Annotated in this window: 28 protein-coding genes; 13 read left to right on the top strand and 15 right to left on the bottom strand. The window is 61.5% G+C overall.

From position 1 onward, the window contains the following. The first annotated feature begins 86 nt into the window (after positions 1-86). Complete coding sequence (locus tag NR126_RS13870; RefSeq protein ID WP_027617712.1) at positions 87-446, top strand: hypothetical protein; 360 nt, start codon at positions 87-89, stop codon at positions 444-446. Positions 447-451: 5 nt separating this feature from the next. Here NR126_RS13870 and trxA read toward each other — a convergent pair whose 3' ends face one another. From trxA to NR126_RS13885, 3 genes are all read right to left on the bottom strand, one after another. Continuing rightward, entirely contained in the window at positions 452-1,324 is an 873-nt protein-coding gene (gene trxA, locus NR126_RS13875) for a thioredoxin (RefSeq protein ID WP_027617713.1), read from the bottom strand. A 63-nt stretch (positions 1,325-1,387) separates the two neighbouring features. Then, positions 1,388-2,044 (bottom strand): methyltransferase, encoded by a 657-nt coding sequence (locus tag NR126_RS13880; RefSeq protein ID WP_256830460.1) that lies wholly within the window; start codon positions 2,042-2,044, stop codon positions 1,388-1,390. Continuing rightward, on the bottom strand, positions 2,041-2,505 hold the full coding sequence (locus tag NR126_RS13885; protein ID WP_027617715.1) for a YbaY family lipoprotein: 465 nt from the start codon (positions 2,503-2,505) through the stop codon (positions 2,041-2,043). The genes NR126_RS13880 and NR126_RS13885 overlap by 4 nt, the downstream gene beginning before the upstream one ends. Positions 2,506-2,633: 128 nt before the next feature. On the opposite strand from NR126_RS13885, the gene nrdR reads away from it, so the two are divergent. From nrdR to NR126_RS13945, 12 genes are all read left to right on the top strand, one after another. Continuing rightward, positions 2,634-3,098, top strand: a complete 465-nt coding sequence (gene nrdR / locus NR126_RS13890; RefSeq protein ID WP_027617716.1) for a transcriptional regulator NrdR — start codon at positions 2,634-2,636, stop codon at positions 3,096-3,098. After that, positions 3,095-4,228, top strand: coding sequence for a bifunctional diaminohydroxyphosphoribosylaminopyrimidine deaminase/5-amino-6-(5-phosphoribosylamino)uracil reductase RibD (ribD, locus tag NR126_RS13895; protein ID WP_027617717.1), 1,134 nt, complete (start codon positions 3,095-3,097; stop codon positions 4,226-4,228). Before nrdR ends, ribD begins: the two co-directional genes overlap by 4 nt. A 44-nt stretch (positions 4,229-4,272) precedes the next feature. Further along, the gene (locus tag NR126_RS13900; protein WP_027617718.1) at positions 4,273-4,935 is read left to right on the top strand and encodes a riboflavin synthase; all 663 of its coding nucleotides are present in this window, start codon (positions 4,273-4,275) and stop codon (positions 4,933-4,935) included. A gap of 30 nt (positions 4,936-4,965) precedes the next feature. Next, a complete protein-coding gene (gene ribBA, locus NR126_RS13905) occupies positions 4,966-6,057 on the top strand; it encodes a bifunctional 3,4-dihydroxy-2-butanone-4-phosphate synthase/GTP cyclohydrolase II (RefSeq protein ID WP_027617719.1) in 1,092 nt (363 codons plus the stop codon). Positions 6,058-6,148: 91 nt separating this feature from the next. Then, positions 6,149-6,625: a 6,7-dimethyl-8-ribityllumazine synthase gene (ribE, locus tag NR126_RS13910; RefSeq protein WP_003228649.1), complete on the top strand. Its 477-nt coding sequence runs from the start codon at positions 6,149-6,151 to the stop codon at positions 6,623-6,625. After that, positions 6,622-7,122: a transcription antitermination factor NusB gene (gene nusB, locus NR126_RS13915; protein ID WP_027617720.1), complete on the top strand. Its 501-nt coding sequence runs from the start codon at positions 6,622-6,624 to the stop codon at positions 7,120-7,122. Before ribE ends, nusB begins: the two co-directional genes overlap by 4 nt. Before the next feature lie 21 nt (positions 7,123-7,143). Next, on the top strand, positions 7,144-8,109 hold the full coding sequence (thiL, locus tag NR126_RS13920) for a thiamine-phosphate kinase (protein WP_105754418.1): 966 nt from the start codon (positions 7,144-7,146) through the stop codon (positions 8,107-8,109). Next, positions 8,106-8,609 (top strand): phosphatidylglycerophosphatase A, encoded by a 504-nt coding sequence (locus NR126_RS13925; protein ID WP_027617722.1) that lies wholly within the window; start codon positions 8,106-8,108, stop codon positions 8,607-8,609. Before thiL ends, NR126_RS13925 begins: the two co-directional genes overlap by 4 nt. A 23-nt stretch (positions 8,610-8,632) precedes the next feature. Continuing rightward, positions 8,633-9,379 (top strand): ABC transporter substrate-binding protein, encoded by a 747-nt coding sequence (locus NR126_RS13930; protein WP_256830463.1) that lies wholly within the window; start codon positions 8,633-8,635, stop codon positions 9,377-9,379. 109 nt (positions 9,380-9,488) lie between these two features. Beyond that, on the top strand, positions 9,489-10,106 hold the full coding sequence (gene ribA, locus NR126_RS13935; RefSeq protein ID WP_027617724.1) for a GTP cyclohydrolase II: 618 nt from the start codon (positions 9,489-9,491) through the stop codon (positions 10,104-10,106). Continuing rightward, positions 10,103-10,522 (top strand): hypothetical protein, encoded by a 420-nt coding sequence (locus NR126_RS13940; RefSeq protein ID WP_027617725.1) that lies wholly within the window; start codon positions 10,103-10,105, stop codon positions 10,520-10,522. The genes ribA and NR126_RS13940 overlap by 4 nt, the downstream gene beginning before the upstream one ends. Then, on the top strand, positions 10,522-11,319 hold the full coding sequence (locus NR126_RS13945) for a cobalamin-binding protein (RefSeq protein ID WP_027617726.1): 798 nt from the start codon (positions 10,522-10,524) through the stop codon (positions 11,317-11,319). The genes NR126_RS13940 and NR126_RS13945 overlap by 1 nt, the downstream gene beginning before the upstream one ends. A gap of 28 nt (positions 11,320-11,347) precedes the next feature. On the opposite strand, the gene NR126_RS13950 is transcribed toward NR126_RS13945, so the two are convergent. From NR126_RS13950 to eutH, 12 genes are all read right to left on the bottom strand, one after another. After that, positions 11,348-13,231: a TonB-dependent receptor domain-containing protein gene (locus NR126_RS13950; protein WP_256830464.1), complete on the bottom strand. Its 1,884-nt coding sequence runs from the start codon at positions 13,229-13,231 to the stop codon at positions 11,348-11,350. Between the two features lie 150 nt (positions 13,232-13,381). Continuing rightward, positions 13,382-15,280: a 1-deoxy-D-xylulose-5-phosphate synthase gene (gene dxs, locus NR126_RS13955; protein ID WP_027617728.1), complete on the bottom strand. Its 1,899-nt coding sequence runs from the start codon at positions 15,278-15,280 to the stop codon at positions 13,382-13,384. Between the two features lie 99 nt (positions 15,281-15,379). Continuing rightward, positions 15,380-16,267, bottom strand: a complete 888-nt coding sequence (ispA, locus tag NR126_RS13960) for a (2E,6E)-farnesyl diphosphate synthase (protein ID WP_256830466.1) — start codon at positions 16,265-16,267, stop codon at positions 15,380-15,382. Next, on the bottom strand, positions 16,264-16,506 hold the full coding sequence (locus tag NR126_RS13965; protein WP_027617730.1) for an exodeoxyribonuclease VII small subunit: 243 nt from the start codon (positions 16,504-16,506) through the stop codon (positions 16,264-16,266). The genes ispA and NR126_RS13965 overlap by 4 nt, the downstream gene beginning before the upstream one ends. A gap of 358 nt (positions 16,507-16,864) precedes the next feature. Continuing rightward, entirely contained in the window at positions 16,865-17,605 is a 741-nt protein-coding gene (locus NR126_RS13970; RefSeq protein WP_256830467.1) for a helix-turn-helix transcriptional regulator, read from the bottom strand. A gap of 225 nt (positions 17,606-17,830) precedes the next feature. Next, on the bottom strand, positions 17,831-18,358 hold the full coding sequence (ppa, locus tag NR126_RS13975) for an inorganic diphosphatase (protein ID WP_027617732.1): 528 nt from the start codon (positions 18,356-18,358) through the stop codon (positions 17,831-17,833). Positions 18,359-18,470: 112 nt separating this feature from the next. Next, entirely contained in the window at positions 18,471-19,283 is an 813-nt protein-coding gene (locus NR126_RS13980; RefSeq protein ID WP_256830468.1) for a zinc-dependent peptidase, read from the bottom strand. Between the two features lie 6 nt (positions 19,284-19,289). Next, positions 19,290-19,946, bottom strand: coding sequence for a DedA family protein (locus tag NR126_RS13985; RefSeq protein WP_027617734.1), 657 nt, complete (start codon positions 19,944-19,946; stop codon positions 19,290-19,292). A gap of 261 nt (positions 19,947-20,207) precedes the next feature. Continuing rightward, on the bottom strand, positions 20,208-20,669 hold the full coding sequence (locus tag NR126_RS13990; RefSeq protein WP_027617735.1) for an N-acetyltransferase: 462 nt from the start codon (positions 20,667-20,669) through the stop codon (positions 20,208-20,210). A gap of 128 nt (positions 20,670-20,797) precedes the next feature. Beyond that, the gene (eutC, locus tag NR126_RS13995) at positions 20,798-21,625 is read right to left on the bottom strand and encodes an ethanolamine ammonia-lyase subunit EutC (RefSeq protein WP_372826476.1); all 828 of its coding nucleotides are present in this window, start codon (positions 21,623-21,625) and stop codon (positions 20,798-20,800) included. A gap of 8 nt (positions 21,626-21,633) precedes the next feature. Further along, positions 21,634-23,028 carry an ethanolamine ammonia-lyase subunit EutB gene (locus NR126_RS14000; protein ID WP_027617737.1) on the bottom strand — a complete coding sequence of 465 codons (1,395 nt, stop codon included), beginning with the start codon at positions 23,026-23,028 and terminating at the stop codon, positions 21,634-21,636. Positions 23,029-23,125: 97 nt separating this feature from the next. Further along, positions 23,126-24,406, bottom strand: a complete 1,281-nt coding sequence (gene eutH, locus NR126_RS14005) for an ethanolamine utilization protein EutH (protein ID WP_027617738.1) — start codon at positions 24,404-24,406, stop codon at positions 23,126-23,128. Positions 24,407-24,505: the final 99 nt, after the last annotated feature.

Raw genomic sequence — 24,505 nt, forward strand, 5'->3', positions numbered from 1 at the left:
ACACTTGGTCCGGCAGTTTGAACTCAAGCTTGGCGTTGCGCAAGACGCATGGGAGCATGTTCAGTACAAACCTGAGGGGAACCCCAATGTTGCGCATACGTGGAAGCATCGGCGACTGGCCGGTGGATTTGACCCTGGAACTCGATGATGGTGATTGGGCAAAACTGGGCGCGCAGCTACAGGTCAGCCGCGTCGATGGCGAAGCGCCTGCCGCAGCCACGGTCGTCAAACCGGCGAGTCAGGATGATCGGCAATGGCAGCTTGCCCGGGAGTTGTTGCGCAAGGCCGGCGAACTGAGCGGGCCGGACTTGCTGGAGCAACTGGAGGGCGTGACCGGCAGCCCGTCGGCCGGAAAGCGCTTGCTGGTGCGCTTGCGCCACTGTGCCGACGTCAAGGTGCTGAGCGGCGCCGATACGCCGCTCTATCGCTGGATCACGCCCGAGTAGGCGTCTTAGTACAACGCGGCGAACAGCTTGCGGCGGTAAGTGGTGACCAGCGGGTGATCGTTACCCAGCAGTTCGAACACCTGCAGCAAGGTCTTGTGCGGCAGGCCTTCGCTGTAGCTGCGGTTGCGGATGAACAGCTTGAGCAGCGAGTCCAGCGCCGGGTCGTATTGCTGGCGGGCCAACTGCTGGATCGCCAGTTGATAGACCGCTTCGTCGTCCTGCGGATTCTGCGCCAGACGCGATTTCAGTTCGGCGACATCCGGCAGATTGGCGGCCTGGCCGAGGAACTGGATCTGCGCCTTGGCAGCGGCCAGCGCCGCCTTGTGTTCATCACTCTTGACCGCATCCAGCACGGCCTGGGCTTCGCTCAGCTCACCGCGCTCGATCAGGCAACGGGCGTACAGAATCAGCGCGCCAGCATGGGTGTTGTCTTCGCCCAACAGTACCTTGAGCGCAGCCTCGGCCTCGGCAAAACGGCTCTCGTCAAACAGCAACTGGGCTTGTGTGAAGGGATCGGCGGCTGGCGGTGGTGGCATCTGCACATGGGGCTCAAGCAGCGCGCGCACGGCGGACTCGGGCTGGGCGCCGGCGAAGCCGTCCACCGGTTGCCCGTCCTTGAACAGCACCACGGTCGGCAGGCTGCGAATGCCGAAGCGGGCGACAATGTCCTGCTCGATATCGCAATTGACCTTGGCCAGCAGCAGTTCGCCCTGGTAGCTCTCGGCGATGCCTTGCAGCATCGGCATCAGCGCCTTGCATGGCGCACACCACTCGGCCCAGAAATCCACCAGCACCGGCTTGTGAAATGAATTCTCGATCACCGACTGGTCGAAATCAGCAGTAGTGGCATCGAAGATATACGGCGTGTCCTGACTCATGGGGCATCTCGAAAAAACGTGAATGGAACAACTATACGGCGTGCCGGGGTATGGCCGAAAGCCTCATGTCCGGCGGGCGTGGTACAGGCTGACATGACGAAACTCGTGGGGTTCGGCCAGGTCTGGCAAGGTCATGGCTTCGAGGATCTGCAGGCGCTGGTACAGCGGGTGACGGAAATCGCGCACCCGGGAGTCCGCCACCAGCGCTTCGCGGCCGCGACTGAGGAACTGGTCGAGCAACGGCAGGTTGGCGCGGTCATAAAGCACGTCAGCCACCAGGATCAGGTCAAAGCGGTCGGCCTCGGCGAAAAAATCCACCGAGTAGTTCAGCTCGACACCATTCAATTCGGCGTTGGCCCGGCAGGCGGCAATCGCCAGCGGATCCAGGTCACAGGCCACCACTTCGAGCGCGCCGGCCTTCACCGCGGCAATCCCGGCGACGCCGGACCCAGCGCCGAAATCCAGCACTCGTTTACCGACGACCCACTGCGGCTGCTCGGCCAGGTATCGGGCCAGCGCCAGGCCGCTGGCCCAGCAAAAACTCCAGTACGGCGGCTCATGAAGGATGCGCCGGGTTTCTTCCGGGCTGAAAGCGCGGTCCATGTTGTCGCCATCGATCAGCCACAACTTCAGCTCGGTGCCCGGCAATGGGCTAGGCACCAGTTGTGCGTCGCCGAGCAGGTCGTCGAGGGCCTGCTGCAGGTCTAACGGTGCATTCATGGTGCTTTGACGAATTGCAGTTGACCCAGGGCCTGGGTGGTCGGCTGGAAAATTCGCTGCGCCGGCAGGTGCAAAATCAATTGCCCGGACTGGCTGGCGCGGCCGCGCAATTCAACACGGGCACCGGCGGGAAAGGCTTCAGGGTTGAAGCGCAGGTGAAACGGCAAAGTCTGGTTGTTGCCGATCAGGTTGGCGCTGGCCAACAGTTGTTGCGGGCGCGAACGTTCGTCGATCACCAGCAACGCCAGTTCCACTTCGGCGCCTTGCGGTACGCCCTGCAGGGAGCCGGTCAACTCACGTTGATAGGCGGGAAGCGGACCAAGGGCGGCGGACTCCTGGGCTTTTTTCTGGGCCATCTGCGGGGCCGGGCCGGGCGTCGGTTCGGCGGGCTTGGGCGCATCGCTGCTGCAGGCGACCAACAGGCCGGCGAAACTGAGTAAAACGAGCGGTCGTAGCGGCATTTACGGCTCCAGCGAGATCAAATCCATGGTTCAGGCACTATAGCCCGTCTGTATACCGCAAAGCCTATGGCTTGTCTTGCCACCGGGATGCGCTACCATGGCCCTCCCTTTTTTTGTTGCCTGCCACCATGCACTGTCCCTTCTGCGGTGCCAACGACACCAAGGTCATCGACTCGCGACTGGTCGCCGAGGGCGATCAGGTGCGCCGCCGGCGTGAATGCCTGGCCTGCGGCGAACGTTTCACGACGTTCGAGACGGCCGAACTGGTGTTGCCGCGCCTGATCAAAACCGACGGCAGCCGTCAGCCGTTCGACGAAGAAAAACTCCGTGCCGGGATGCAGCGCGCCCTGGAAAAACGTCCGGTGAGTGTCGAACGCCTGGAATCCTCGCTGGCGCAGATCAAGCACAAGCTGCGCGCCACCGGTGAGCGCGAGGTCAAGTCGCTGGTGGTCGGTGAGCTGGTGATGGCCGAGCTGCAGAAGCTCGATGAAGTTGCCTACATTCGTTTCGCCTCGGTGTATCGCCGCTTCCAGGACCTCAACGAGTTCCGTGAAGAAATCGATCGCCTGGCCCGTGAGCCGATCAAGCCATGACCACTTCTCCAGAGCAGGCCATCCTCGACGCCCATTACATGGCACGCGCCGTAGAGCTGGCGCGCAAGGGCCACTACAGCACCCATCCCAATCCGCGCGTCGGTTGCGTGATCGTGCGCGACGGGCAAATTGTCGGCGAAGGCTGGCATGAGCGCGCGGGCGAGCCGCATGCCGAAGTCCACGCCTTGCGCGCGGCCGGCGAGCTGGCGCGCGGGGCTACGGCCTATGTGACGCTGGAACCGTGCAGTCATCATGGGCGCACGCCGCCCTGCGCCGATGCCCTGGTCAATGCCGGGCTGGCGCGGGTGGTGGCGGCGATGCAGGACCCCAACCCGGAAGTCGCCGGACGCGGTTTGCAGCGTCTGCAACAGGCTGGCATTGCCACTGACAGTGGCGTGCTGGAAAACGAGGCGCGTCTGCTCAATCAAGGGTTCCTCAAGCGCATGGAGCACGGCATGCCGTTCGTGCGGGTCAAGCTGGCGATGAGCCTGGATGGCCGTACGGCGATGGCCAGCGGCGAAAGCCAATGGATCACCGGCCCGGATGCCCGTTCTGCGGTGCAGCGTCTGCGCGCCCAGGCCAGCGTAGTGCTGACCGGTGCCGACACGGTGCTGGCGGATGACGCACGCCTGACCGTGCGCGCCGCCGAGCTGGGGCTGGACGCCGAGCAGACCGCCCTGGCGCTGAGCCGACCGCCGCTGCGGGTGTTGATCGACGGACGCCTGCGGGTGCCGCTGGAGGCCGCCTTCTTCAAGGCCGGGCCGGCCTTGGTCGCGACCTGCGTCGCAGTCGAAGAGCAATACGCCAACGGCCCGGAGTGTCTGATCGTGCCTGGCACTGAGGGTCAGGTAGACCTGCGACAACTGCTGGTCGAGTTGGCCGCTCGCGGGGTCAACGAGGTACTGGTGGAAGCCGGCCCACGCCTGGCCGGCGCTTTTGCCCAGCAGGGCCTGGTGGACGAGTACCAGATCTTCATGGCCGGCAAGTTCCTCGGATCGTCCGCGCGACCTCTGCTGGACTGGCCCCTGGCGCAAATGAAGGATGCCCCGGCGCTGAAAATCACTGAAATTCGTGCGGTTGGCGATGACTGGCGGGTCACTGCCATTCCTGTGCCATCAGCCAGCGTATAATTCCCGGCTGCGGCCAAGAAGGTTTTGTTCTCGAGGAGGACTCCATGTTTACCGGCATCATCGAATCCATCGGCAGTATTCGTGCATTGACCCCAAAAGGCGGAGATGTGCGGGTACACGTAGAAACCGGCAAGCTCGACCTGAGCGACGTCAAGCTGGGCGACAGCATCGCGGTGAACGGCGTCTGCCTGACCGCAGTTGAATTGCCAGGCAACGGTTTTGCGGCGGATGTCAGCCGCGAGACCCTGGATTGCACCGCGATGAATGATCTTAAAAGCGGCAGCCCGGTCAACCTGGAAAAAGCCCTGACCCCGACCACTCGCCTGGGTGGTCACCTGGTCAGCGGTCACGTCGACGGTGTCGGCGAAGTGGTTGCCCGCACCGAAAACGCCCGCGCCGTGGAATTCCGCATCCGTGCGCCGAAGGAGCTGGCCAAGTACATCGCCCACAAGGGTTCGATCACCGTCGACGGCACCAGCCTGACCGTGAACGCCGTGGACGGCGCCGAGTTTCTGCTGACGATCATTCCGCACACCCTGAGCGAAACCATCATGGCTTCGTACCAGCCAGGTCGCCGGGTGAACCTCGAAGTGGACCTGCTGGCCCGTTATCTGGAGCGCCTGCTGCTGGGCGACAAGGCCGCAGAGCCGGCTGCCAGCAACATCACCGAAAGCTTTCTGGCCGCCAACGGCTACCTCAAATCCTGAGCTCAAATTTCGAATTAAAGGGGGTGCCTTGTGGCGCTCAATAGCATCGAAGAACTGGTTGAAGACATCCGCCAAGGCAAGATGGTCATCCTCATGGATGACGAAGACCGCGAGAACGAAGGCGATCTGATCATGGCCGCCGAGTGCTGCCAGCCCGAGCACATCAACTTTATGGCCAAGCACGCCCGTGGCCTGATCTGCATGCCGATGAGCCGCGAGCGCTGCGAGTTGCTCAAGTTGCCATTGATGGCGCCACGCAATGGCTCGGGCTTCGGCACCAAGTTCACCGTGTCGATTGAAGCGGCGACCGGCGTCACCACCGGCATTTCCGCCGCCGACCGTGCGCGCACCGTACAGGCTGCCGCCGCCCGTGATGCCAAGGCCGACGACATCGTCAGCCCGGGCCACATCTTCCCGCTGATGGCCCAGGCCGGCGGTACCCTGGCACGTGCCGGACACACCGAAGCCGCTTGCGACCTGGCGCGTATGGCCGGTTTCGAGCCGAGCGGGGTGATCTGCGAAGTGATGAACGACGACGGCACCATGTCCCGCCGTGCTGAGCTCGAAGCCTTCGCTGCCGAACACAACATCAAGATCGGCACCATTGCCGACCTGATTCACTACCGGATGATCCACGAACGTACCGTTCAGCGGATCGCCGAGCAGCCGCTGGACAGCGAACTGGGCCAATTCAACCTGGTGACCTATCGTGATTCGGTGGAAGGCGATGTGCATATGGCACTGACCCTGGGCACTGTCTGCGCCGAAGAACCGACCCTGGTCCGAGTGCACAACATGGACCCGCTGCGCGACCTGCTGATGGTCAAGCAACCGGGTCGCTGGAGCCTGCGCGCCGCGATGGCTGCGGTTGCCGAGGCCGGCAGCGGTGTGGTGCTGTTGCTCGGACACCCGCTCGATGGCGACGTGCTGCTGGCACATATCCGTGAAACCGGTGAGCAGGCAGCGCCGAAAAAACCGACCACCTACAGCATCGTCGGCGCCGGTTCGCAGATCCTGCGCGACCTCGGTGTGCGCAAAATGCGCCTGATGTCGGCACCGATGAAATTTAATGCGATATCCGGTTTCGATCTGGAAGTTGTAGAATACGTGCCCTCCGAATAAAGGCCGGTAGTTTTTACCCCCTTGTTCGCGGTTCAAATATCACTGAGGGGCGCGTAGAAGACGCGTCCCGGCTCTTTAAGAGATCTATCGAATGACCCTGAAGACCATCGAAGGTACCTTCATCGCCCCTAAAGGCCGCTACGCTCTGGTAGTGGGCCGTTTCAACAGCTTCGTGGTTGAAAGCCTGGTCAGCGGTGCTGTTGATGCCCTGGTTCGCCATGGCGTGAGCGAAAGCGACATCACCATCATCCGCGCGCCTGGCGCCTTCGAAATCCCGCTGGTTGCGCAGAAAGTCGCCCAGAAAGGCGAGTTCGCGGCAATCATCGCCCTGGGCGCGGTCATTCGTGGCGGTACTCCGCACTTCGAATACGTGGCTGGCGAATGCACCAAGGGCTTGGCCCAGGTGTCCATGGAGTTCGGCGTACCGGTTGCCTTTGGCGTCCTGACCGTTGATTCCATCGAGCAAGCCATCGAGCGCTCCGGCACCAAGGCCGGTAACAAAGGTGCCGAAGCTGCCCTGTCCGCTCTGGAAATGGTCAGCCTGCTGGCGCAGTTGGAGGCCAAGTGATTAGCGACGAAAGCGATCGTTTCAACCCGCGCGATCCGAAACCTGCGGATGCCGGCAAGCCATCGAAAAGCGCCAAGCGTCGCGAAGCTCGTCAGCTCGCGACCCAGGCCCTGTATCAATGGCACATGGCCAAGGCTTCGCTGAACGAGATCGAAGCGCAATTCCGGGTCGATAACGATTTCAGTGATGTTGACGGCGCTTACTTCCGCGAAATCCTCCACGGGGTTCCGGCGAGCAAGACCGAAATCGACACCGCGCTCAAGCCTTGCCTGGACTTGACCATCGAAGAACTGGACCCGGTTGAACTGGCGGTATTGCGCCTGTCCACCTGGGAACTGCTCAAGCGCGTTGACGTGCCGTATCGCGTGGTGATCAACGAAGGTATCGAGCTGGCAAAAGTATTCGGCTCCACCGACGGCCACAAGTTCGTCAACGGTGTACTCGACAAGCTGGCGCCGCGCCTGCGTGAAGCTGAAGTGAAGGCGTTCAAGCGCTGATTGGCGCTTGAACATGTGCCTATGGGCGAGTTTGAGCTGATCCGCAACTACTTCGCCGCTGCGCCTTGTGCGCAGGCGGGCGATGGCGTTGCACTGGGGATTGGCGACGACTGCGCCTTGCTCGCGCTGCCTGCCGGGGAGCAACTGGCGATCTCTACCGACACCCTGGTGGCCGGTGTGCATTTCGCCGATCCATGCGACCCGTTCCTGCTCGGCCAGCGCTCGCTGGCCGTGGCGGTCAGCGACCTGGCTGCCATGGGCGCCACCCCTGTTGCCTTTACCCTTGCCCTGACCTTGCCGACGGTGACCGCCGATTGGCTGCAGGCCTATGCCCGTGGCTTGAACAGCATGGCCCAAGGCTGTGGTGTGCGTCTGGTGGGCGGCGATACCACCCGTGGCCCGCTGAGCCTGACCATGACCGTGTTCGGCCGGGTGCCGGCCGGCCAGGCCCTGACCCGCAGCGGTGCGCAGGTTGGCGATCTGTTGTGCGTCGGCGGCGATCTGGGCAACGCCGCCGGTGCCTTGCCGCTGGTATTGGGGCAGCGAACGGCGCTTGCTGCCGTTGCCGAGCCTTTACTGGCGCATTACTGGTCGCCCCAGCCGCAATTGGCCTTGGGCCAGGCGCTGCGGGGCAAAGCCAGTTCGGCGTTGGATATATCCGACGGCTTGCTGGCCGATTGCGGGCATATCGCCAAGGCTTCGGCTGTCGGCTTGCTGATCGAAAATCACAAACTGCCGTTGTCCGAGGCGCTGGTGGGTTTTCTCGGCGAGAATGCGGCCCGCGTTGCCGCCGTCAGTGGTGGCGACGACTACGTGCTGGCATTTACCTTGCCAGAGGAGCATCTGTCGGCACTGCTGACCGAGGGCTGGCCGGTCCATGTGGTCGGTCGGGTCATGGCCGGGCAGGGCGTGACCCTGGTTGACGCGAGCGGGCAGGACATCACCCCGCAGATCCGCGGCTACCAACACTTTCAGGAGACACCGTGACAGATCATCCCAAACAGGTCCCGGCCGAGTTTGTGCCGCCGTCGGTGTGGCGTAATCCCTGGCATTTCCTGGCGTTCGGCTTCGGCTCGGGTACTTTGCCCAAAGCGCCTGGCACCTGGGGTTCGCTGGTTGCGTTACCCTTCATCCCTTTGTGGCAGATGTTACCCGACTGGGGTTACTGGCTGATGCTCGGCATCACCATGCTGTTCGGCTTCTGGCTGTGCGGCAAGGTGGCTGACGATTTGCGTGTGCACGACCACGAAGGCATCGTCTGGGACGAAATGGTCGGGATGTGGATCACCCTGTGGCTGGTGCCGGAAGGTTGGTACTGGTTGCTGGCGGGGTTCCTGATGTTCCGCTTTTTTGACATCCTCAAACCTTGGCCGATCCGCTGGATCGATCGGCATGTACACGGCGGCGTCGGGATCATGCTCGACGACGTACTGGCTGGGGTGTTCGCCTGGTTGGGCATGCAGGGGCTGGTCTGGTATTTCACCTAAGGGATGATTCGAGGGGCTAGGGAATGGTGAGGCGCGGGTGCTGGATTGTTCTGTTTGCGCTGTTCTGCTCTGTCGTCCGGGCGGCGGAAGTGCCCGCCGTTATCCAACTGGCGAGCGAGGACTGGGAAGATTATACCGCCGCTGACGGGCACGGCATGGCCTGGGACATTCTGCGAGAAGTGTTCGAACCGGCCGGAGTCAAACTGAAGATCAGCACGGTGCCCTATACCCGTTCCATTGGCCTGGTGCAGCTCAAGGAAGTGGACGCCATGGTGGGCTCCTACCGGGACGAAGTCGAAGGCGTGCTGTATCCCAAGTGGAACTTCGATTCCGATCATATTTATGCTCTCGGTCTGGCCGGCACGCCGACACCCACTCTGGCAACGCTGGGCAAGTACCGATTGGCCTGGGTGCGCGGCTATCGATACGACAAGTACCTGCCGGACATAAAAAACTTCACCCAGATCGAGCGGCGCCAGGGGATTCTGGGAATGCTCAAGCAGGGGCGCGCGGACTTCTATATCGATGCACAGACTGAGGTCGACGCGGTGGTTCGGGAAGCCAAGGACGTGAAGCCGTATCGTTCTACTCACGTTGCGGAACTGCCGTTGTACCTGGGCTTCGCCGACACGCCGCAGGCCCGCTCGCTGATGGCATTGTACGACCTGCGCATGGCATTGCTGGTCAGCAGCGGCAAGCTGAAGCCGATTTTCGAACGCTGGCAGGAGCCTTATCCGTTCGAAGGAAGTGCCAAGCCCGCCGTCGAGTAATCAAACTATTTGATAGTTATGACAAATAATTCAGCCTAAGCGTCTATTGCGACCTGCTGTTACAATGCCGCCTCTGCGAATTACCAGAATCTAGATCAGGAGCACACCGGTGCCTGTCGTTTTTGTTGCCGCTTCCAAGCTGCCAACGCCATTTGCGCAATTCACCATGCATGGCTTTCTCGATGAGTCCACTGGCCGCGAGCACGTTGTATTGAGCTTGGGTGATGTGGCCGATGGTGCGCCGGTTCTTGGCCGGTTGCATTCCGAATGCCTGACCGGCGATGCCTTGTTCAGCCAGCGCTGCGACTGCGGTTCGCAACTGGAAGCCGCCTTGCAGGCCATTGCCCGCGAAGGTCGCGGCGTGTTGCTGTACCTGCGTCAGGAAGGCCGTGGCATTGGCCTGCTGAACAAGATCCGCGCCTATGAGCTGCAGGATGGTGGTGCCGATACCGTTGAAGCCAACGAGCGCCTGGGCTTCGCCGCTGACCAGCGTGACTACGCGATGTGCCTGCCGATGCTCGAGCACCTGGGGGTGAAATCCCTGCGCTTGATGACCAACAACCCGCGCAAGGTCAAAGCCCTGACCGACATGGGCATCGTGGTCGCCGAGCGCGTGCCGCTGCACACCGGCCATAACCCGCACAACAAACTGTACCTGGCGACCAAAGCCAGCAAGCTCGACCATATGATGGGCAATGAACATCAGGGCGAGGCTGACCGGGCGTGACCCGGGGTCAGGTTCGGCGGCGGCTGTCCGTCAACTGGTGGCAATATCTGGCGCTGGCCTTGTTGCCGCTGCTGGTGATCAATGCGCTGTTCGGTGATGGCGAGGCGGTTGCACCGGTGCTGGCGATGCCGTTTTTTATCGCCGGCATGGCTTCAATGTTTGTCAGCCTGAAATTCTTCGGCGGCTACAAGCATGGCCTGATCAGCACCCATAAAGCCCTCGACACCCCTGAAGAGCCAACTGCCTGGATCGCCCTCGCGGCGACGCGGCGCAAGGCCCTGCTGGCGGCCTCGCTGCCGGCCTGGATCGCTGCCCTGGCGGTGTTCGTTGGCCTCGAGGGCGTGCCGCTGACCCTGCTCGGGTTGTCCACAGCGGTGTTGTTCTACCTGTACCGTATCCCGCGTCAACTCGGTTGATGGGCCGCTGGCTGGCGGTTGTTGTGCTGGCCATCAGTGGCTCGGCGGCAGCAGTGGAGCGGGTGGTCAGCCTGGCGCCGTCACTCTCGGAAATCGTCGTTGAACTGAACGGTGCGGATCTGCTGGTCGGCGTGCTCGACGCAGGTGAACGGCCTGCGGCGTTGAAGGACGTGCCATCGGTCGGTCGCTACGGGCAACTGGACATGGAGCGCCTGCTCAGCCTCAAACCCGATCTGTTGCTACTCTGGCCGGGCAGTGTCGGTCCGGCGCAACGCGAGCAACTGAGTCGACTGGGGATCCCCACGTTCGTCGCCGAACCCCACAGCCTCGAACAGCTCATCATCCAGATTGAAGCCATTGCCGAGCAGTTGGGTCGGCCTGAGCGTGGCCAGGTTTTAGCGGCAAACTTGCGTCAGCGCCTTTCTGACTTGCGCCAGCGTTACCGGCGCAGCGAGCCACTGCGAGTGTTCTATCAGGTCTGGGACCAGCCGCTGTACACCGTGGGCGGTAAGCAGATCATCAGCGACGCGCTGCAGGTGTGTGGTGCGCGTAATATCTTCGCCGACCTACAGCTGCCGGCACCCCAGGTCAGCGTCGAAGCGGTGCTGGCAAGAAATCCGGAGGTGATTCTTGCCGCCGCCCAAGCGCAGCTTGATGCCTGGAAAGCCTGGCCGCAGGTGAAGGCGGTAGAGCGTGGGCAATTGCTGTTGGTGACGGATAAAGGCCTGGAGCGCCCGAGCGGGCAGATGATCGAGGCAACCGCCAAGCTATGCCGGTTGCTCGCCCCCGGGCGATGAGGTCGGCCCAGACAACATCAATTCCGGATCAGAGCTCCGGCGTCCACGTCACCCCAAACATCAACGCCCGTCCTTCCTCGCGATAGCCATACTGATTGCCCTGGTAGCTGTACAACGCCCGGCTGTAGGACTTATCCAGCAGGTTATCGACCTTCATCTGCAGGCTCACTTCACGGTTCACCGCCCAACTGCTGCGCAGGCCAAGCAGGCCATATCCACCCAATGGCTGCTGATTGTTCTCATCGTCATAGCTGCTGCTGACCGCTTGCCAGGTCGCGCCGAGGCCTAGGCGGTCGTACTGTCGGTCCAGATCCAGATTGAGGGTGCGCCGAGCGCGGCGCGCCAGGGTGTGGCCGGTGTCGCGGTCCTGTGGGTCGATGATCGAAACCCCAAGGTTGCTCTGCCAGCCGAACAGCTCCTGCTTGAGCGCTGCTTCGAAGCCGTAGATTCGGGCGGAGGCGATATTTTCTGGAGGGGAATAGTTGCGGGAGATAATCGCGTCTTTGAGGTCGGTGCGGTACACCGAGGCTTCCAGTCGGCTGGTTTCGCTCAACTGGCTGCGCCATTGCAGTTCGTAGCTCTTTGAAGTCTCAGGTTTCAGGTCGGGATTGCTGTAGCCCGGGTAGTACAAGTCGCTGAAAGTCGGTGCACGGAACCCTTCGCTGTAGGTCAGCAACAGGTCGTTGTCGGCATTCACCGGCAGGGTCAGGGTGCCGCTCCAGCTATTCTGGCTGCCGAACTGCTGGTTGTCGTCGTGGCGCAGGCCCAATTCGGTGGAAAAGTGCTCGGCGCGGAAGCGATGCTGAACGAAGGCGGCGCGGTTCCAGCGGCTGTCTTCGTCGAACGAGGTGCTGCTGTTGATCCGGTCCTCGTACCAGTCACCGCCGAGAATCAAGCTGTGTTGCGCATTGAGTTGCAAGTCGTTTTGCCAGTTCAGCGAGTCGCGGTAGGTGTTGAACACCGAGTCTTCGTCACTGAGCTTGTCGAAAGTTTCCTCGCGGTTTTCGCTGTGGCCGATTTCCACCCGGGATTGCCAGGTATCGTTCAGGCGTGCGTCGACGTAGCTGCTGACACTGCTGACGGTGAAATCGCTATAGGGTTTTTGCTGGAAGCTGCTATCAGTGTTTTCGTCATAGCGTCCGAACGGGTTGTCGAACTCACTCTTGCCGCGGTTATCCAGAATATTCAGGCCGGCTTCGATGTCGTCATTGAAGCTGTGACTCAGACTCAGGCTCAGGGCCTGGTTGCGGTAGGCGTCGTGATCGCCATCGCTGGGGTACGACTCGTGTGTGCGATTGATCCCGGCGGTTTCGTCGAGGCTGGCTCCGAGGTTGAAGCGGGTGTTCTGGTCGCCACCAGACAATCCCAGGCTGCGCTCCCAGGTCTGATTGCTGCCAAGAGCCATTTGCAGGCGTGGCTGCAGGCCTGCTTCGGCGCTGCGTCGGGTGAAGATCTGGATCACTCCGCCAATTGCATCGCTGCCGTAGATCACCGAGCGCGAGCCACGCAACACTTCCACGCGCTCGATCTGCTGGATATTCAGGTGCTGCAGGTTGCTGTCCCCCGAGGTCGAGTTGCCGATGCGCTGGCCGTCCACCAGTACCAGGCTTTGCGCGGCCTTGGTGCCGCGAATGTACACCCCCGGCAAACTGCCACGGCCACCGGCTTGCGCCACTTGTACGCCCGGCACGCGGCTCAGCAGATCAACCACGCTGGTGGGCTGCAGGCGGTCGATGTCGTCGCGGGTGAACACGGTGTTGGCTGCGCTGCTGTCGTTGCGCGCTTCGACCTGGCGATTGGCGCTGATCAGCACGTCCGGCAGTTTCAGGGCTTGTTCGCGGTCGAGGGTGTCGGCCAGTAGCGGCGCGGACGGCAGCAGCGTCAGCGTCAGGGCGAGGGGGTAGAGCTTCATTGATGGTCCGGTGATATTTCGTGGCACACACAAATCAACTGTGGGAGCGAGCCTGCTCGCGATGACGGTGTATCAGTCGACTATAGAGTCGACTGACAGTCCGCCATCGCGAGCAGGCTCGCTCCCACAGGGGGGCATGTATCCAGAGATTTAAAGGTTCAGCAGTTGCAGGCGCTGGCGCACTGTCGCTTCGATCCCGGCTTCGTCCAGCCCGCATTCGGCGAGCATTTGCGCGGGCTTGGCGTGCTCGACGTAGCTGTCCGGCAGGCCGAGGTGGAGCACCGACTTGAGGATGTTTTCCCGCGCCAGGAATTCGCTGACCGCACCGCCGGCGCCGCCCATGATTGCGTTTTCCTCGATGCTCACCAGCAACTCATGGCTGCCAGCAATCTCGCGTACCAACTGTTCATCCAGAGGTTTGACGAAGCGCATGTCGACTACGGTGGCATCCAGCGTTTCGGCCACTTTCAAGGCTTCAGCCAGTTGCACGCCAAACACCAGCAGGGCGACCTTGCTGCCCTGGCGACGCACCACGCCCTTGCCGATTTCGATCGGTTCCAGGTCTTGTTCGATGGTCGCGTTCGGACCATTGCCGCGCGGATAGCGCACCGCCGCCGGACCGTTGTACAGGTGGCCAGTGGTGAGCATCTTGCGCAGTTCGTTCTCGTCGCTCGGGGTCATCACCAGCATGCCCGGGATGCAGCGCAGGAATGACAGGTCGAAACTGCCAGCATGGGTCGGGCCGTCTTCGCCCACCAGACCGGCACGGTCGATGGCGAACAGCACATCGAGATTTTGCACTGCGACGTCATGAACCAGTTGGTCGTAGCCGCGTTGCAGGAACGTCGAGTAAATCGCTACGACCGGCTTGGCGCCTTCGCAGGCCATGCCAGCGGCGAGGGTCACCGCGTGCTGCTCGGCAATCGCCACATCGAAGTAGCGCTGTGGATAGCGCTCGCTGAAGGCCACCAGATCGGAGCCTTCCTTCATCGCCGGGGTGATGCCCACCAGGCGAGGGTCGGCGGCCGCCATGTCGCACAGCCACTGACCAAACACGCCGGAATACTTCGGCCCGCCGACCTTTTTCGGCGCGGTGGCAGGGGCGTCCAGCGGTTCGAGCTTGGTGATGGCGTGATAGCCGATCGGATCTACTTCCGCCGGGGCGAAACCTTTGCCTTTCTTGGTGACCACATGCAGGAACTGCGGGCCCTTGAGGTCTCGCATGTTGCGCAGGGTGGCGATCAGGGTCGGCAGGTCGTGGCCGTCGATCGGGCCGATATAGTTCCAGCCCAGCTCCTCGAACAGGGTGCCGGGAACCAGCATGCCCTTGGCGTACTCTTCAGTGCGGCGGGCAATTTCCCAGGCGCCAGGCAGGCGCGACAGCACCTTCTTGCTGCCCTCGCGCATGCTGGCGTAAGTGCGGCTGGAGAGGATTTTGGCCAGATAGTTCGACAGACCGCCGACATTGCGCGAGATCGACATGTCGTTATCGTTGAGGATCACCAGCATATTGGCATCGACTTCCGGCGCATGGTTCAGCGCCTCGAAGGCCATGCCCGCCGTCAGCGCGCCATCACCGATCACCGCAATCGCCTTGCGATCACTGTTCTGCAGGCGGGCGGCAATGGCCATGCCCAGCGCGGCACTGATCGAGGTGCTGGAGTGGCCGACGCCAAAGGTGTCGTACTCGCTCTCGGAGCGACGCGGGAAGGCGGCAATGCCGTCTTTCTGGCGCAGGGTGCCCATGCGCTCGCGTCGACCGGTGAGGATCTTGTGTGGATAGGCCTGATGACCGACGTCCCACACCAGCCGGTCGTCCGGCGTGTCGAAGACGTAATGCAGCGCGATAGTCAGCTCGATGACGCCCAGGCCGGCACCGAAATGCCCACCGGTCTGGCCGACCGTGTAGAGCAATTCCAGGCGCAACTCATCAGCCAGGGTTTCCAGCTCGGCTTCGCCTAACCGGCGCAGGCCGTCCGGCGTGTTGGCGCGGTCGAGCAGGGGCGTGGTCGGGCGTTTGCGGGGAATCTCATGAAACGTCGTGGGCATCAGGCGAATCGTTATAGGTATAAAAGATGCGGCAGTTTACCTGATGCAGCGCACGCTGCCCACGCAGAGCGCGGAAGTTGCCGGGCAGCGGGCGCCAGATCAGCTACGCCGTTCGACGATATAACGCGCCAGTTCACGCAGCGGCTCGGCCGACGCGGCAAACGGTCGCAGTGCGTGCAGCGCCTGGTCACGCAGTTCCAGGGCGTAGGTCTTGGCGGCGTCAAGACCGAGCAGGGCCGGGTAGGTCGGCTTGTCCCGGGCAATGTCGGCACCCTGGCGCTTGCCCAGGGTCTGAGTGTCACTTTCGACGTCGAGAATGTCGTCTTGCACCTGGAACGCCAGACCGATTGCCTGGGCGTAGGTCTGCAGCGACTGCAATTCGGCATTTTCCGCGCAACCGCTGGCCAGGGCGCCGAGCTTGACGCTGGCTTCGATCAGCGCGCCGGTCTTGTGCCGGTGCATGTATTCGAGGGCTTGCTGATCCAGCTTGAGGCCGACCGAACCGAGATCGATGGCCTGGCCACCGACCATTCCGGCAGGGCCCGCCGCCAGCGCGAGGGCGCTGACCATCTGCAGGCGCACCTCGGCGTCAGCGCAGTTCAACTGCGGATCGAGCAGGGCGCTGAAAGCCAGGCTCTGCAGGCCATCACCAGCGAGAATGGCGCAGGCTTCGTCAAATTTCTTGTGGGTAGTCGGCTGGCCGCGACGCAGATCGTCATCGTCCATTGCGGGCAGGTCATCGTGGACCAGCGAATAAGCGTGGATCAACTCCACCGCGCAAGCCGCGCCATTGGCCTGCTCGGCCTGGCCACCCAGCGCTTCGCACGCCGCGTAGGCGAGCAACGGGCGTACGCGCTTGCCGCCATTCATCACGCTGTAGCGCATGGCTTCGTAAAGACGGGCGAGTTCAGGGCTCGGGGCGATGAACAGTTTTTCCAGCGCTGCGTTGACTCGCGCCTGGCTGTCGGCCGAATACATCGCGATCATTCCGGCTGTTCCGCGTCGAACGGCGCCTCGGACAATTCGCCATCACGCTCCAGCAGCACTTGGACCTTCTGCTCTGCCTGGGCCAATGCCGCTTGGCAGTCACGGGTCAGGCCAATGCCTTGCTCGAAGGCCGTCAGCGAGTCTTCCAACGACAGTTCGCCGTTCTCCAGGCGTTCAACCAGCGTTTGCAGGTCGGCGAGGGATTGTTCGAAATCCAGTGCAGCTTTTTTGCGGGCCATGGCGGCTATCCCGGTGACGTTAAACCGGCGCGACACTAGCAGATAGGGGGGTGTGGGGCAAACGTCGGTGCTTGTACGGGAGGGCGGTGATGTGGGAAGGCTGCTGCGCAGCAGATATTAAAAAGCCGGCTTGTGGCCGGCTTCTCGGGGACTGGCTTGGTTTATTTTTGGTAAACCGTACCAGCCTTCAAAACGTACATCCGGATCTTGCGTCCGGCTGCGGGACGTGGCGAGAAAGTCTTCTGCCTTGTCGGTGCGATCGGACCGGCGCTAGGCGGGTCGATGCAAATGTGCGGCGCAGCATACTGATTTTTTTGGGAAATTCCCAGCGCGATGTGTATTGCGAGGCATTGCCGGATCAACCGAAGGGGACCGGTGGCCTTTGTTTATTGAGGGTTGACCACCAGAACACCCAGCCCAGTACTTCGATTTTCTGGGATTCGATCTGAGCGGCGCTGAAGAGCTCGTCCGGATAGGCGTGGCTGTTGTGGCTGCGCAGGCGCAAGGCGCCGCCCGGGAGGCGGTGCAGGTATTTGATGCGCAACATGCCGTCGTGCTTGATGGCGTAGATATGCCCGTCGATGACCTGGGTCAGGCCGCGGTCGATGGCCAGGGTCGAGCCGTCTTCGATTTTTTCCGACATGCTGTCGCCAACCATGGTCACGCAGATGGCCTTCGCGGGCTCGACTTCCAGGCTTTCCAGATAGTGCCGTGGCAGGCGCACCACTTCGCCGGGAATTTTGACGACGTGGGTGGCACTGGCACCGGGTTCCTTGGGAAGTTCTTTGTACAGCGGAATTTCCAGGTCGAGCGAGCCGCCGTAAGGGCCATGGACAGGTGAAAGTTGGCATGGCGCGGCGTTGGGTTCGCTGGGTTGCCCTGCGCTGGGATACTTGGGTCCCTCGCCGTTGAGTAGCCACTGGCTGTTGACGCTCAGGAGGCGGGCAATTTCTTCCAGGCGTGGGTAGGGTACGCCGCGGATGTACCAGTTATTGACGTGCTGGGGCTCGACGTTGCAGAAAGATGCGAACTCCGACGGGGTGATTTTCACCTCCTTGAGGAGTGCTTTGAAGCGTGGGCCGCATTTGTGTTTTTTCATGAGTGCGGATTTTACGGAGTGAACTTACAAGTTTGAATAAACAACTTGAGTAATTTATGCAGGAATATTCTGCTCCTCAGTGCGATATGGTGCGCGTTAACTAAACTCGAATAAACACTTTGTATAGTTTTGTTAGTTAATGTCTGCGAGCTGTTTAATGGGAATAAAAAACCCCGGAAGTCCGGGGTTTATTCAAGCCGTCAGTGACCTTGGGTCAGTGCCGTCTCAGCCTTTGTAGGCAGCAACCGATTTCATGATTTCGGCGCGGGCAGCTTCTGCGTCGCCCCAACCATCGATCTTCACCCACTTGCCTTTTTCGAGATCTTTGTAGTTCTCGAAGAAGTGTTTGATCTGTTCCAGCAGCAGGGCTGGCAGATCGGTGTATTCCTTCACATCGACATACAACTGCGACAGTTTGTCGTGTGGTACTGCGATAACTTTGGCATCGCCGCCGCCGTCGTCGGTCATGTTCAGGATACCGACCGGACGTGCGCGGATGACCGAGCCTGGAGCTACCGGGTACGGAGTCACGACCAGCACGTCGAGGGGATCACCGTCGTCTGCCAGGGTGTTCGGGATGAAACCGTAGTTGGCCGGGTAGAACATAGGGGTGGCCATGAAACGGTCAACGAACAGGCAATCGCTGTCTTTGTCGATTTCGTATTTGATCGGCGCGTGGTTGGCCGGAATCTCGATCGCGACGTAGATGTCGTTCGGCAGGTCTTTGCCAGCCGGAATCTTGCTGTAGCTCATTGGGCGTTGCCCCCCGTTAGTGGCCAAATGACTTGGCCGGATTGACCAAAAAGTGGCGGCGATTATAGGCATATTCCCGCGCCGGTGCTACGTATCAGAAGTCGTGTAGACCTTAGTCGTGGCTGCGATAGGCCGGATGCTCGGCCTGCAGGCGCTCGAGTCTGGCCAGTGGGTCCTGGCGGTAGAACAGTTGCAGTTGCTGGTAGACCTGTGGATAGGCGCTGTGCAGCAGGTCCGGGGCGCTGAAGAAGTATTCGCTGGTGACGGCGAAGAACTCTGCCGGATTTTCCGCCGCGTACGGGTCGATTGGCGTCTCGGCGTCGGGGTTGTGGTCGAGCTGACGGTTGAGATCGTCGTAGGCGTGCTGCATGACCTGCGCCCACTCACTGACCCGCATGTCGCTGTGCAGGGGCGGCAGGCCGTTCGCGTCGCCGTTGAGCATGTCGAGTTTATGCGCCAGTTCGTGGATCACCAGGTTGTAGCCCTCCCAGCCGCCACTGGCCATGACGCCTGGCCACGCCAGAATAACCGGCCCTTGTTGCCAGGCTTCGCCGCTGTGCTCACCATCCCACTCGTGCTCGACACCGCTGGCGTCGCGATGACGTTGCGGGCTGAGGAAGTCGTCAGGGTAGAGGACGATCTCGTGGAAGCCCTGATACCAGTTCAAGTCCCCCAGATGCAGCAGTGGCAGTTGGGCCTGCGCCGCGAGCAACAGGCGTTGTTCCTGATGCAACTCGACGCCGTGCAGGCAGGTCAGGTACTTGTCCTGCAGAAACAGCACCGCAGACTCACGCAGCCAGCGGTCTTCGTCATCGTCCAGGCCGTCGAGAAAGCTCAAGTGCTGGTGCACCCGCTGCCAGGTTTCATCGGCAACCGGATGCTTGGCCAAAATGCGCTGGCGCCGCCAACTGGTCAGTAGTCCCATGGTGCTTCAGCGCGGATGGGCTTTGGAGCTGGAGCTGCCGAGGCGGCTGCGAATTACACCGATGATCATCGGCACCAGGGACAGCAGGATAATTCCGACCACCAGCAGCGACAGGTTCTTTTTGATAAAGGGTACGTTACCGAAGAAGTAGCCCAGCGTGACCAGGCCGCCGACCCAGAGGATGGTGCCGAACACACTGAAGCCGAAGAAGCGCGGGTAAGGCATCTTCGCGACACCGGCCACGAACGGCGCGAAGGTGCGGATGATCGGCAGGAAGCGCGCCAGCGTCACCGTCTTGCCGCCATGCTTGTCATAGAAATCGTGGGTTTGTTGCAGGTAGTCGCGACGGAAAATTTTCGAGTTCGGGTTGCTGAAGAGTTTTTCCCCGGCTGTTCGACCTATCACATAGTTGGTGCTGTCACCCAGAATTGCCGCCAGCATCAGCAAGCCGCCCAACAGCACCGGGTCCATGCCGCCACCGGCCGCGACGGCACCCGCGATAAACAGCAGGGAATCGCCGGGCAGGAAGGGCATTACCACCAGACCGGTTTCGCAAAAGATCACCAGAAACAGAATGGCGTAGATCCATGGCCCGTAGTTGGTTACCAGCAAATCGAGATAGACGTCGAGATGCAGGATAAGGTCGAGCGGGTTGAAATCCATGGAGGGCACCTGTGTGATGGCTCGACTCGGCAAGCCTGTGCGGAATAAATAGAGAGGAGAGCTACAGGGCTGTGGACGAATTCTTACGGCCCATAGAGCTCGGAATTATACGGACACGAAGGTGAAAAGCGTGTGGGTTTTGTAGCGAAGGATTTCGGAGGCGACCGGTAAATGCATCAACGCCGAAGCTGAATGCGCCTGATACAGCCCGTATTCAGGTCGCTGGGACGCTGTGCGTCCCAGTTGAGCCAACGGCGGCAGTTATAATTCGTCACTTATCGGCAAGATGTAGTTCTTGAACTCGGTGTCTTCGCGAAAGCCAATGGACTCGTAGGTTTTCTGCGCCACCAGGTTGGCGCTGTCGGTCGAAACTCGCATGCGTACCGCTTGGGTTTCCTTGGCCATTTTCTTTGCGGTGCGCATCAGGTTGTCGGCCACCAGTTGGCGGCGTGCGTCTTCGGCCACGTAGATATCGTTGAGGATCCAAACCCGCTTGAGGGATAGCGAGGAAAAGCTCGGGTAGAGCTGGCAAAAACCCAGCAATCGGCCGTCATCATCATCCGGAAAGGCCAGGTAGATCACCGATTCCTTGCGTCGCAGGCGCTTTTCCAGAAACGCGCGGGAGGAGTCAGGGTAGGGCAGCGAGCCGTAAAACTCGCGGTACTTGACGAACAGAGGCGTCAGCAGGTCCAGGTGCTCGAGAGTTGCTTGAATAATCCGCATGCGAGGCCTCAACTTCAAGTAGTTATGACGGCAGTTTCCATTGGATTTGACGACAATCGTGTCATCGCACGGGCAGCCGTTCGTCGACTCTGCCTCAAAGCTGCGGCAAAACGCAATGCGGATTCGGCTCAGTCTTGTGGGTGATTGAGTAGGAAATTGGCGTGCTGCCCTGAGTCGTTTTCTGACTCGATGGTCTGCACCTGGGCCTCATCTTTCAGGTTTACCCCAGACAGCTGGCGGCGACAGGCTTCGCGCATCAGATACAGCAAGCGATGTGCCGCCATGCCGTAACTCAAACCCTCCAGGCGCACGTTGGAAATGCAATTGCGGTACGCATCCGTCAGGCCGACCTTGGGGTTGTAGGTGAAATACAGGCCGAGGCTGTCAGGCGAACTCAGGCCGGGACGCTCGCCGATCAGGATCACCACCATTTTGGCTCCCAGCAACTCACCGATTTCATCGGCGACGGCGACCCGACCCTGTTCCACCAGGATGACCGGCGACAACGACCAGCCTTCGGCCTGGGTTTGTTCTTCCATGCGCGCCAAAAATGGCAAGGTATGGCGATGCACGGCCAGCGCCGACAGCCCGCCGGCTACCACCACTGCCAAGTCGACGCCACCGGGATGTGCCAGCGCATAGTCACGCAGCTTTTGCGCCGAGTCGTCGCTCAACTTGCGGCCAAGGTCCGGGCGCTGCAGGTAGCTGTCGCGGTCTGCGGCGGCACTGTGCAGCAACAGGCTGTCGCGCCCGGCTTCGGTCAACTGGCGGCTCAGCCCGGCATGATCGAACGGCAGGTGCACGGCATCCCGGGCCTGGGCATGGGCGTACTGGAAATCCAGTTGGGCGTTGGTCGGCATACTGGTGCCGCTGCGTCCGAGGGCGATTCGTGCCGGCGTCAGGCGGCGCAGATCCAGCCAAGGGTTTTGCGTATCGATTGCCGATTTATCCATCATCAGGTCGCTCATCGCAGTTGCGCCAAGGCATGGCGGAAGGCCGGCGGCAGGTTGTCGCCAAAACGAACTTTGCCGTCACCCTGAGTGAAAATGCCCATCTTCGCCAGCCACGCCTCGAACTCCGGCGCCGGTTTCAGGCCCAGGGTCTGGCGCGCGTAGAGGGCATCGTGGAATGAGGTGGTCTGGTAGTTGAGCATGATGTCGTCGGAACCGGGAATGCCCATGATGAAGTTGATCCCGGCCACACCCAGCAGGGTCAGCAGGGTGTCCATGTCGTCCTGGTCGGCTTCGGCGTGGTTGGTGTAGCAGATGTCGCAACCCATTGGCACACCGAGCAACTTGCCGCAAAAGTGATCCTCGAGGCCGGCGCGGATGATCTGTTTGCCGTTGTACAGGTACTCCGGACCGATGAAGCCCACCACGGTATTGACCAGGAACGGTTTGAAGTGGCGCGCCACCGCGTAGGCGCGGGTTTCACAGGTTTGCTGGTCGAGGCCGAAATGGGCGTTAGCCGACAGGGCGCTGCCTTGGCCGGTCTCGAAATACATCAGGTTCTGCCCGAGGGTGCCACGGTTGAGGCTCAAGCCGGCGTCATAGCCCTCCTGCAGCACGCTGAGGCTGATGCCGAAACTGGCATTCGCTGCTTCGGTGCCGGCGATCGACTGGAACACCAGGTCCAGCGGCACGCCACGGTTGATCGCTTCGATTGAAGTGGTGACGTGGGTCAGCACGCAGGCCTGAGTCGGAATTTCGTAGCGTTGGATCACGGCATCGAGCATTTCCAGCATGGCACAGATCGAGGCGATGCTGTCGGTGGCTGGGTTGATGCCAATCATCGCGTCGCCGTTACCGTAGAGCAGGCCATCGAGGATGCTCGCGGCGATGCCCGCCGGTTCGTCGGTGGGGTGGTTAGGCTGCAGACGAGTCGACAGGCGGCCGCGCAAGCCGAGGGTGCCGCGGAAGCGGGTGACCACGCGGATCTTCTGCGCGACCAGCACCAGATCCTGCACGCGCATGATCTTCGACACGGCGGCGGCCATTTCCGGAGTCAGGCCTGGCGCCAGCGCGCGCAGGCTGTGTTCATCGGCCGCGTCGCTGAGTAGCCAATCGCGGAAACCGCCGACGGTGAGGTGACTGACGGTGGTAAAAGCCTGGGCATCGTGGGTGTCGATGATCAGCCGGGTGACTTCATCGCTTTCGTAGGGAATCAGCGCTTCCTGCAGGAAGTGCTTGAGCGGGATGTCGGCCAGGGCCATTTGCGCCGCGACCCGTTCGCCATCGTTGTGGGCGGCAACACCGGCCAGGAAGTCTCCGGAGCGCGCCGGGCTGGCCTTGGCCATGACGTCCTTGAGGTCGTCGAAGCGGTACGTCTGGGCGCCGACGCTATGGGAAAAACTTGCCATCTCAGTCTCCGTTCAAATTGGAAAGTGCGCTGGGCGGGGCTGCGGTCGATCCAGCATGCCACGCCCGGTGCAGCCTGCGCACATCAATGCAGCGCACTCAAGCCGTGGCCTTGACGCCGTTCGGGGCGATGGTTTCCGGCACCGGTAGGCCCAGGTACTCGCCTTCGGCAATGATTCCGGCGGCACGGTCTTCAGCTTCCAGTTGCAGGGCCTTGGGCACCGACAGCCAATACGCCAGACCGACGGCGATGAAACCTGCACTTATCTTGCCAATCAGCACTGGCAGGATGATGGTCGGTTGGAAGTTGGCGGTAAACGACAGGTGGTCGCCGAGCAGGAACGCCGCGCACACGCCAAAGGCAATGTTGATCACCTTGTCCTTGGGCGGCATGAAGCGCACCAGGCGGAACATTGCGAGGATGTTGGCAATGGTCGCCAGCATGCCGGCGCTGCCGACGGCGCTCAGGCCAATCTTGCCACCCAGGCTTTCCAGCGGTTTACCGAGGTATTTGCGCAGCAGGTAGACCATCGGGAATGCGCCGGCCAGCATGATGCCGATGTAGCCAGCGGTTTCCAGGGCGCGGGTCTGGTCCTCGGCATCGGCGATGATCGGGTGGAAGCCCCAGGCGCCAAAGACCAGGGTGAACACGCCGGTGAAGTATTCGACGATGGAGAACACCAGGACCAACTTGATCGCGGCATCGAGGGTTCGACCAAAGACGATGAAACCCTTGATCATCAGGTCGGGCAGGAAGCGCAGGCCGAGGGCCAGGGCGACAACGAAGATCAGGATCGGCAGCAGGTTGGCGAAGATGCTGCCCAGGCCGAGTGCCAGTTGATAGGTGGCCTCGCCGTTGGTCGAGACCAGTTCGCGGACCAGCGGATTGCTGAACGCGAGGATCACGCTGGCGATCAGCACGCCCAGTGGGATGGTCAGGATTCCCGACATGATGCCCAGGGCCATGTATTTATGGTCGCGCTTGTCGAGCATCGCCAGGCCCATGGGAATTGAGAAGACGATGGTTGCACCGCCCATGAAGCCGGTAATCAGCGCCATCACCAGCGCTTCTTTGCTGGCTGCCAGGGCCGAGGCCAGGTGGTAGCCGCCCATGTCTGAGGCGATGATCATGGTCGCCGCCAGCGCCGGGTCGGCGCCCAGGGCGCTGAAGAATGGGCCGAAGGCTTTTTCGATGACCACGGTCAGGTAGGGGATGGAGGCCATGATGCCGGCCGCCGGGACAAAGATGTGGCCCGTGGCATGGATGCCCTCCATGAATTCTTTACCCAGCCCTTCATCGCTGTTGTAAATCGCGGCGAAGGCGCCGAGTACGGCACAGAACATAATGAGATAGAGCACGTAGTTGCCGATCTGATCCATTGCATAGTTCCTTCTTATTGTTGTTTTTCAGCGCAGCCTGAGGCCCGGGGCGAGCGCTGCATGAATCGGGGAAATGCGCTTGCAACAAGGCATCCGCCG

This window comes from Pseudomonas sp. Pse1, assembly GCF_024519635.1.
In the GTDB taxonomy this organism is placed as follows: Bacteria; Pseudomonadota; Gammaproteobacteria; order Pseudomonadales; family Pseudomonadaceae; genus Aquipseudomonas.

Excerpts from the sequence above, each read along its gene's own strand:
- NR126_RS13870 (WP_027617712.1), top strand. The coding sequence starts at position 87 with ATGTTGCGCATACGTGGAAGCATCGGCGACTGGCCGGTGGATTTGACC.
- trxA (WP_027617713.1), bottom strand. The coding sequence starts at position 1,324 with ATGAGTCAGGACACGCCGTATATCTTCGATGCCACTACTGCTGATTTC.
- NR126_RS13880 (WP_256830460.1), bottom strand. The coding sequence starts at position 2,044 with ATGAATGCACCGTTAGACCTGCAGCAGGCCCTCGACGACCTGCTCGGC.
- NR126_RS13885 (WP_027617715.1), bottom strand. The coding sequence starts at position 2,505 with ATGCCGCTACGACCGCTCGTTTTACTCAGTTTCGCCGGCCTGTTGGTC.
- nrdR (WP_027617716.1), top strand. The coding sequence starts at position 2,634 with ATGCACTGTCCCTTCTGCGGTGCCAACGACACCAAGGTCATCGACTCG.
- ribD (WP_027617717.1), top strand. The coding sequence starts at position 3,095 with ATGACCACTTCTCCAGAGCAGGCCATCCTCGACGCCCATTACATGGCA.
- NR126_RS13900 (WP_027617718.1), top strand. The coding sequence starts at position 4,273 with ATGTTTACCGGCATCATCGAATCCATCGGCAGTATTCGTGCATTGACC.
- ribE (WP_003228649.1), top strand. The coding sequence starts at position 6,149 with ATGACCCTGAAGACCATCGAAGGTACCTTCATCGCCCCTAAAGGCCGC.
- thiL (WP_105754418.1), top strand. The coding sequence starts at position 7,144 with ATGGGCGAGTTTGAGCTGATCCGCAACTACTTCGCCGCTGCGCCTTGT.
- NR126_RS13930 (WP_256830463.1), top strand. The coding sequence starts at position 8,633 with ATGGTGAGGCGCGGGTGCTGGATTGTTCTGTTTGCGCTGTTCTGCTCT.
- NR126_RS13945 (WP_027617726.1), top strand. The coding sequence starts at position 10,522 with ATGGGCCGCTGGCTGGCGGTTGTTGTGCTGGCCATCAGTGGCTCGGCG.
- NR126_RS13950 (WP_256830464.1), bottom strand. The coding sequence starts at position 13,231 with ATGAAGCTCTACCCCCTCGCCCTGACGCTGACGCTGCTGCCGTCCGCG.
- dxs (WP_027617728.1), bottom strand. The coding sequence starts at position 15,280 with ATGCCCACGACGTTTCATGAGATTCCCCGCAAACGCCCGACCACGCCC.
- ispA (WP_256830466.1), bottom strand. The coding sequence starts at position 16,267 with ATGATCGCGATGTATTCGGCCGACAGCCAGGCGCGAGTCAACGCAGCG.
- NR126_RS13965 (WP_027617730.1), bottom strand. The coding sequence starts at position 16,506 with ATGGCCCGCAAAAAAGCTGCACTGGATTTCGAACAATCCCTCGCCGAC.
- NR126_RS13970 (WP_256830467.1), bottom strand. The coding sequence starts at position 17,605 with ATGAAAAAACACAAATGCGGCCCACGCTTCAAAGCACTCCTCAAGGAG.
- ppa (WP_027617732.1), bottom strand. The coding sequence starts at position 18,358 with ATGAGCTACAGCAAGATTCCGGCTGGCAAAGACCTGCCGAACGACATC.
- NR126_RS13980 (WP_256830468.1), bottom strand. The coding sequence starts at position 19,283 with ATGGGACTACTGACCAGTTGGCGGCGCCAGCGCATTTTGGCCAAGCAT.
- NR126_RS13985 (WP_027617734.1), bottom strand. The coding sequence starts at position 19,946 with ATGGATTTCAACCCGCTCGACCTTATCCTGCATCTCGACGTCTATCTC.
- NR126_RS13990 (WP_027617735.1), bottom strand. The coding sequence starts at position 20,669 with ATGCGGATTATTCAAGCAACTCTCGAGCACCTGGACCTGCTGACGCCT.
- eutC (WP_372826476.1), bottom strand. The coding sequence starts at position 21,625 with ATGATGGATAAATCGGCAATCGATACGCAAAACCCTTGGCTGGATCTG.
- NR126_RS14000 (WP_027617737.1), bottom strand. The coding sequence starts at position 23,028 with ATGGCAAGTTTTTCCCATAGCGTCGGCGCCCAGACGTACCGCTTCGAC.
- eutH (WP_027617738.1), bottom strand. The coding sequence starts at position 24,406 with ATGGATCAGATCGGCAACTACGTGCTCTATCTCATTATGTTCTGTGCC.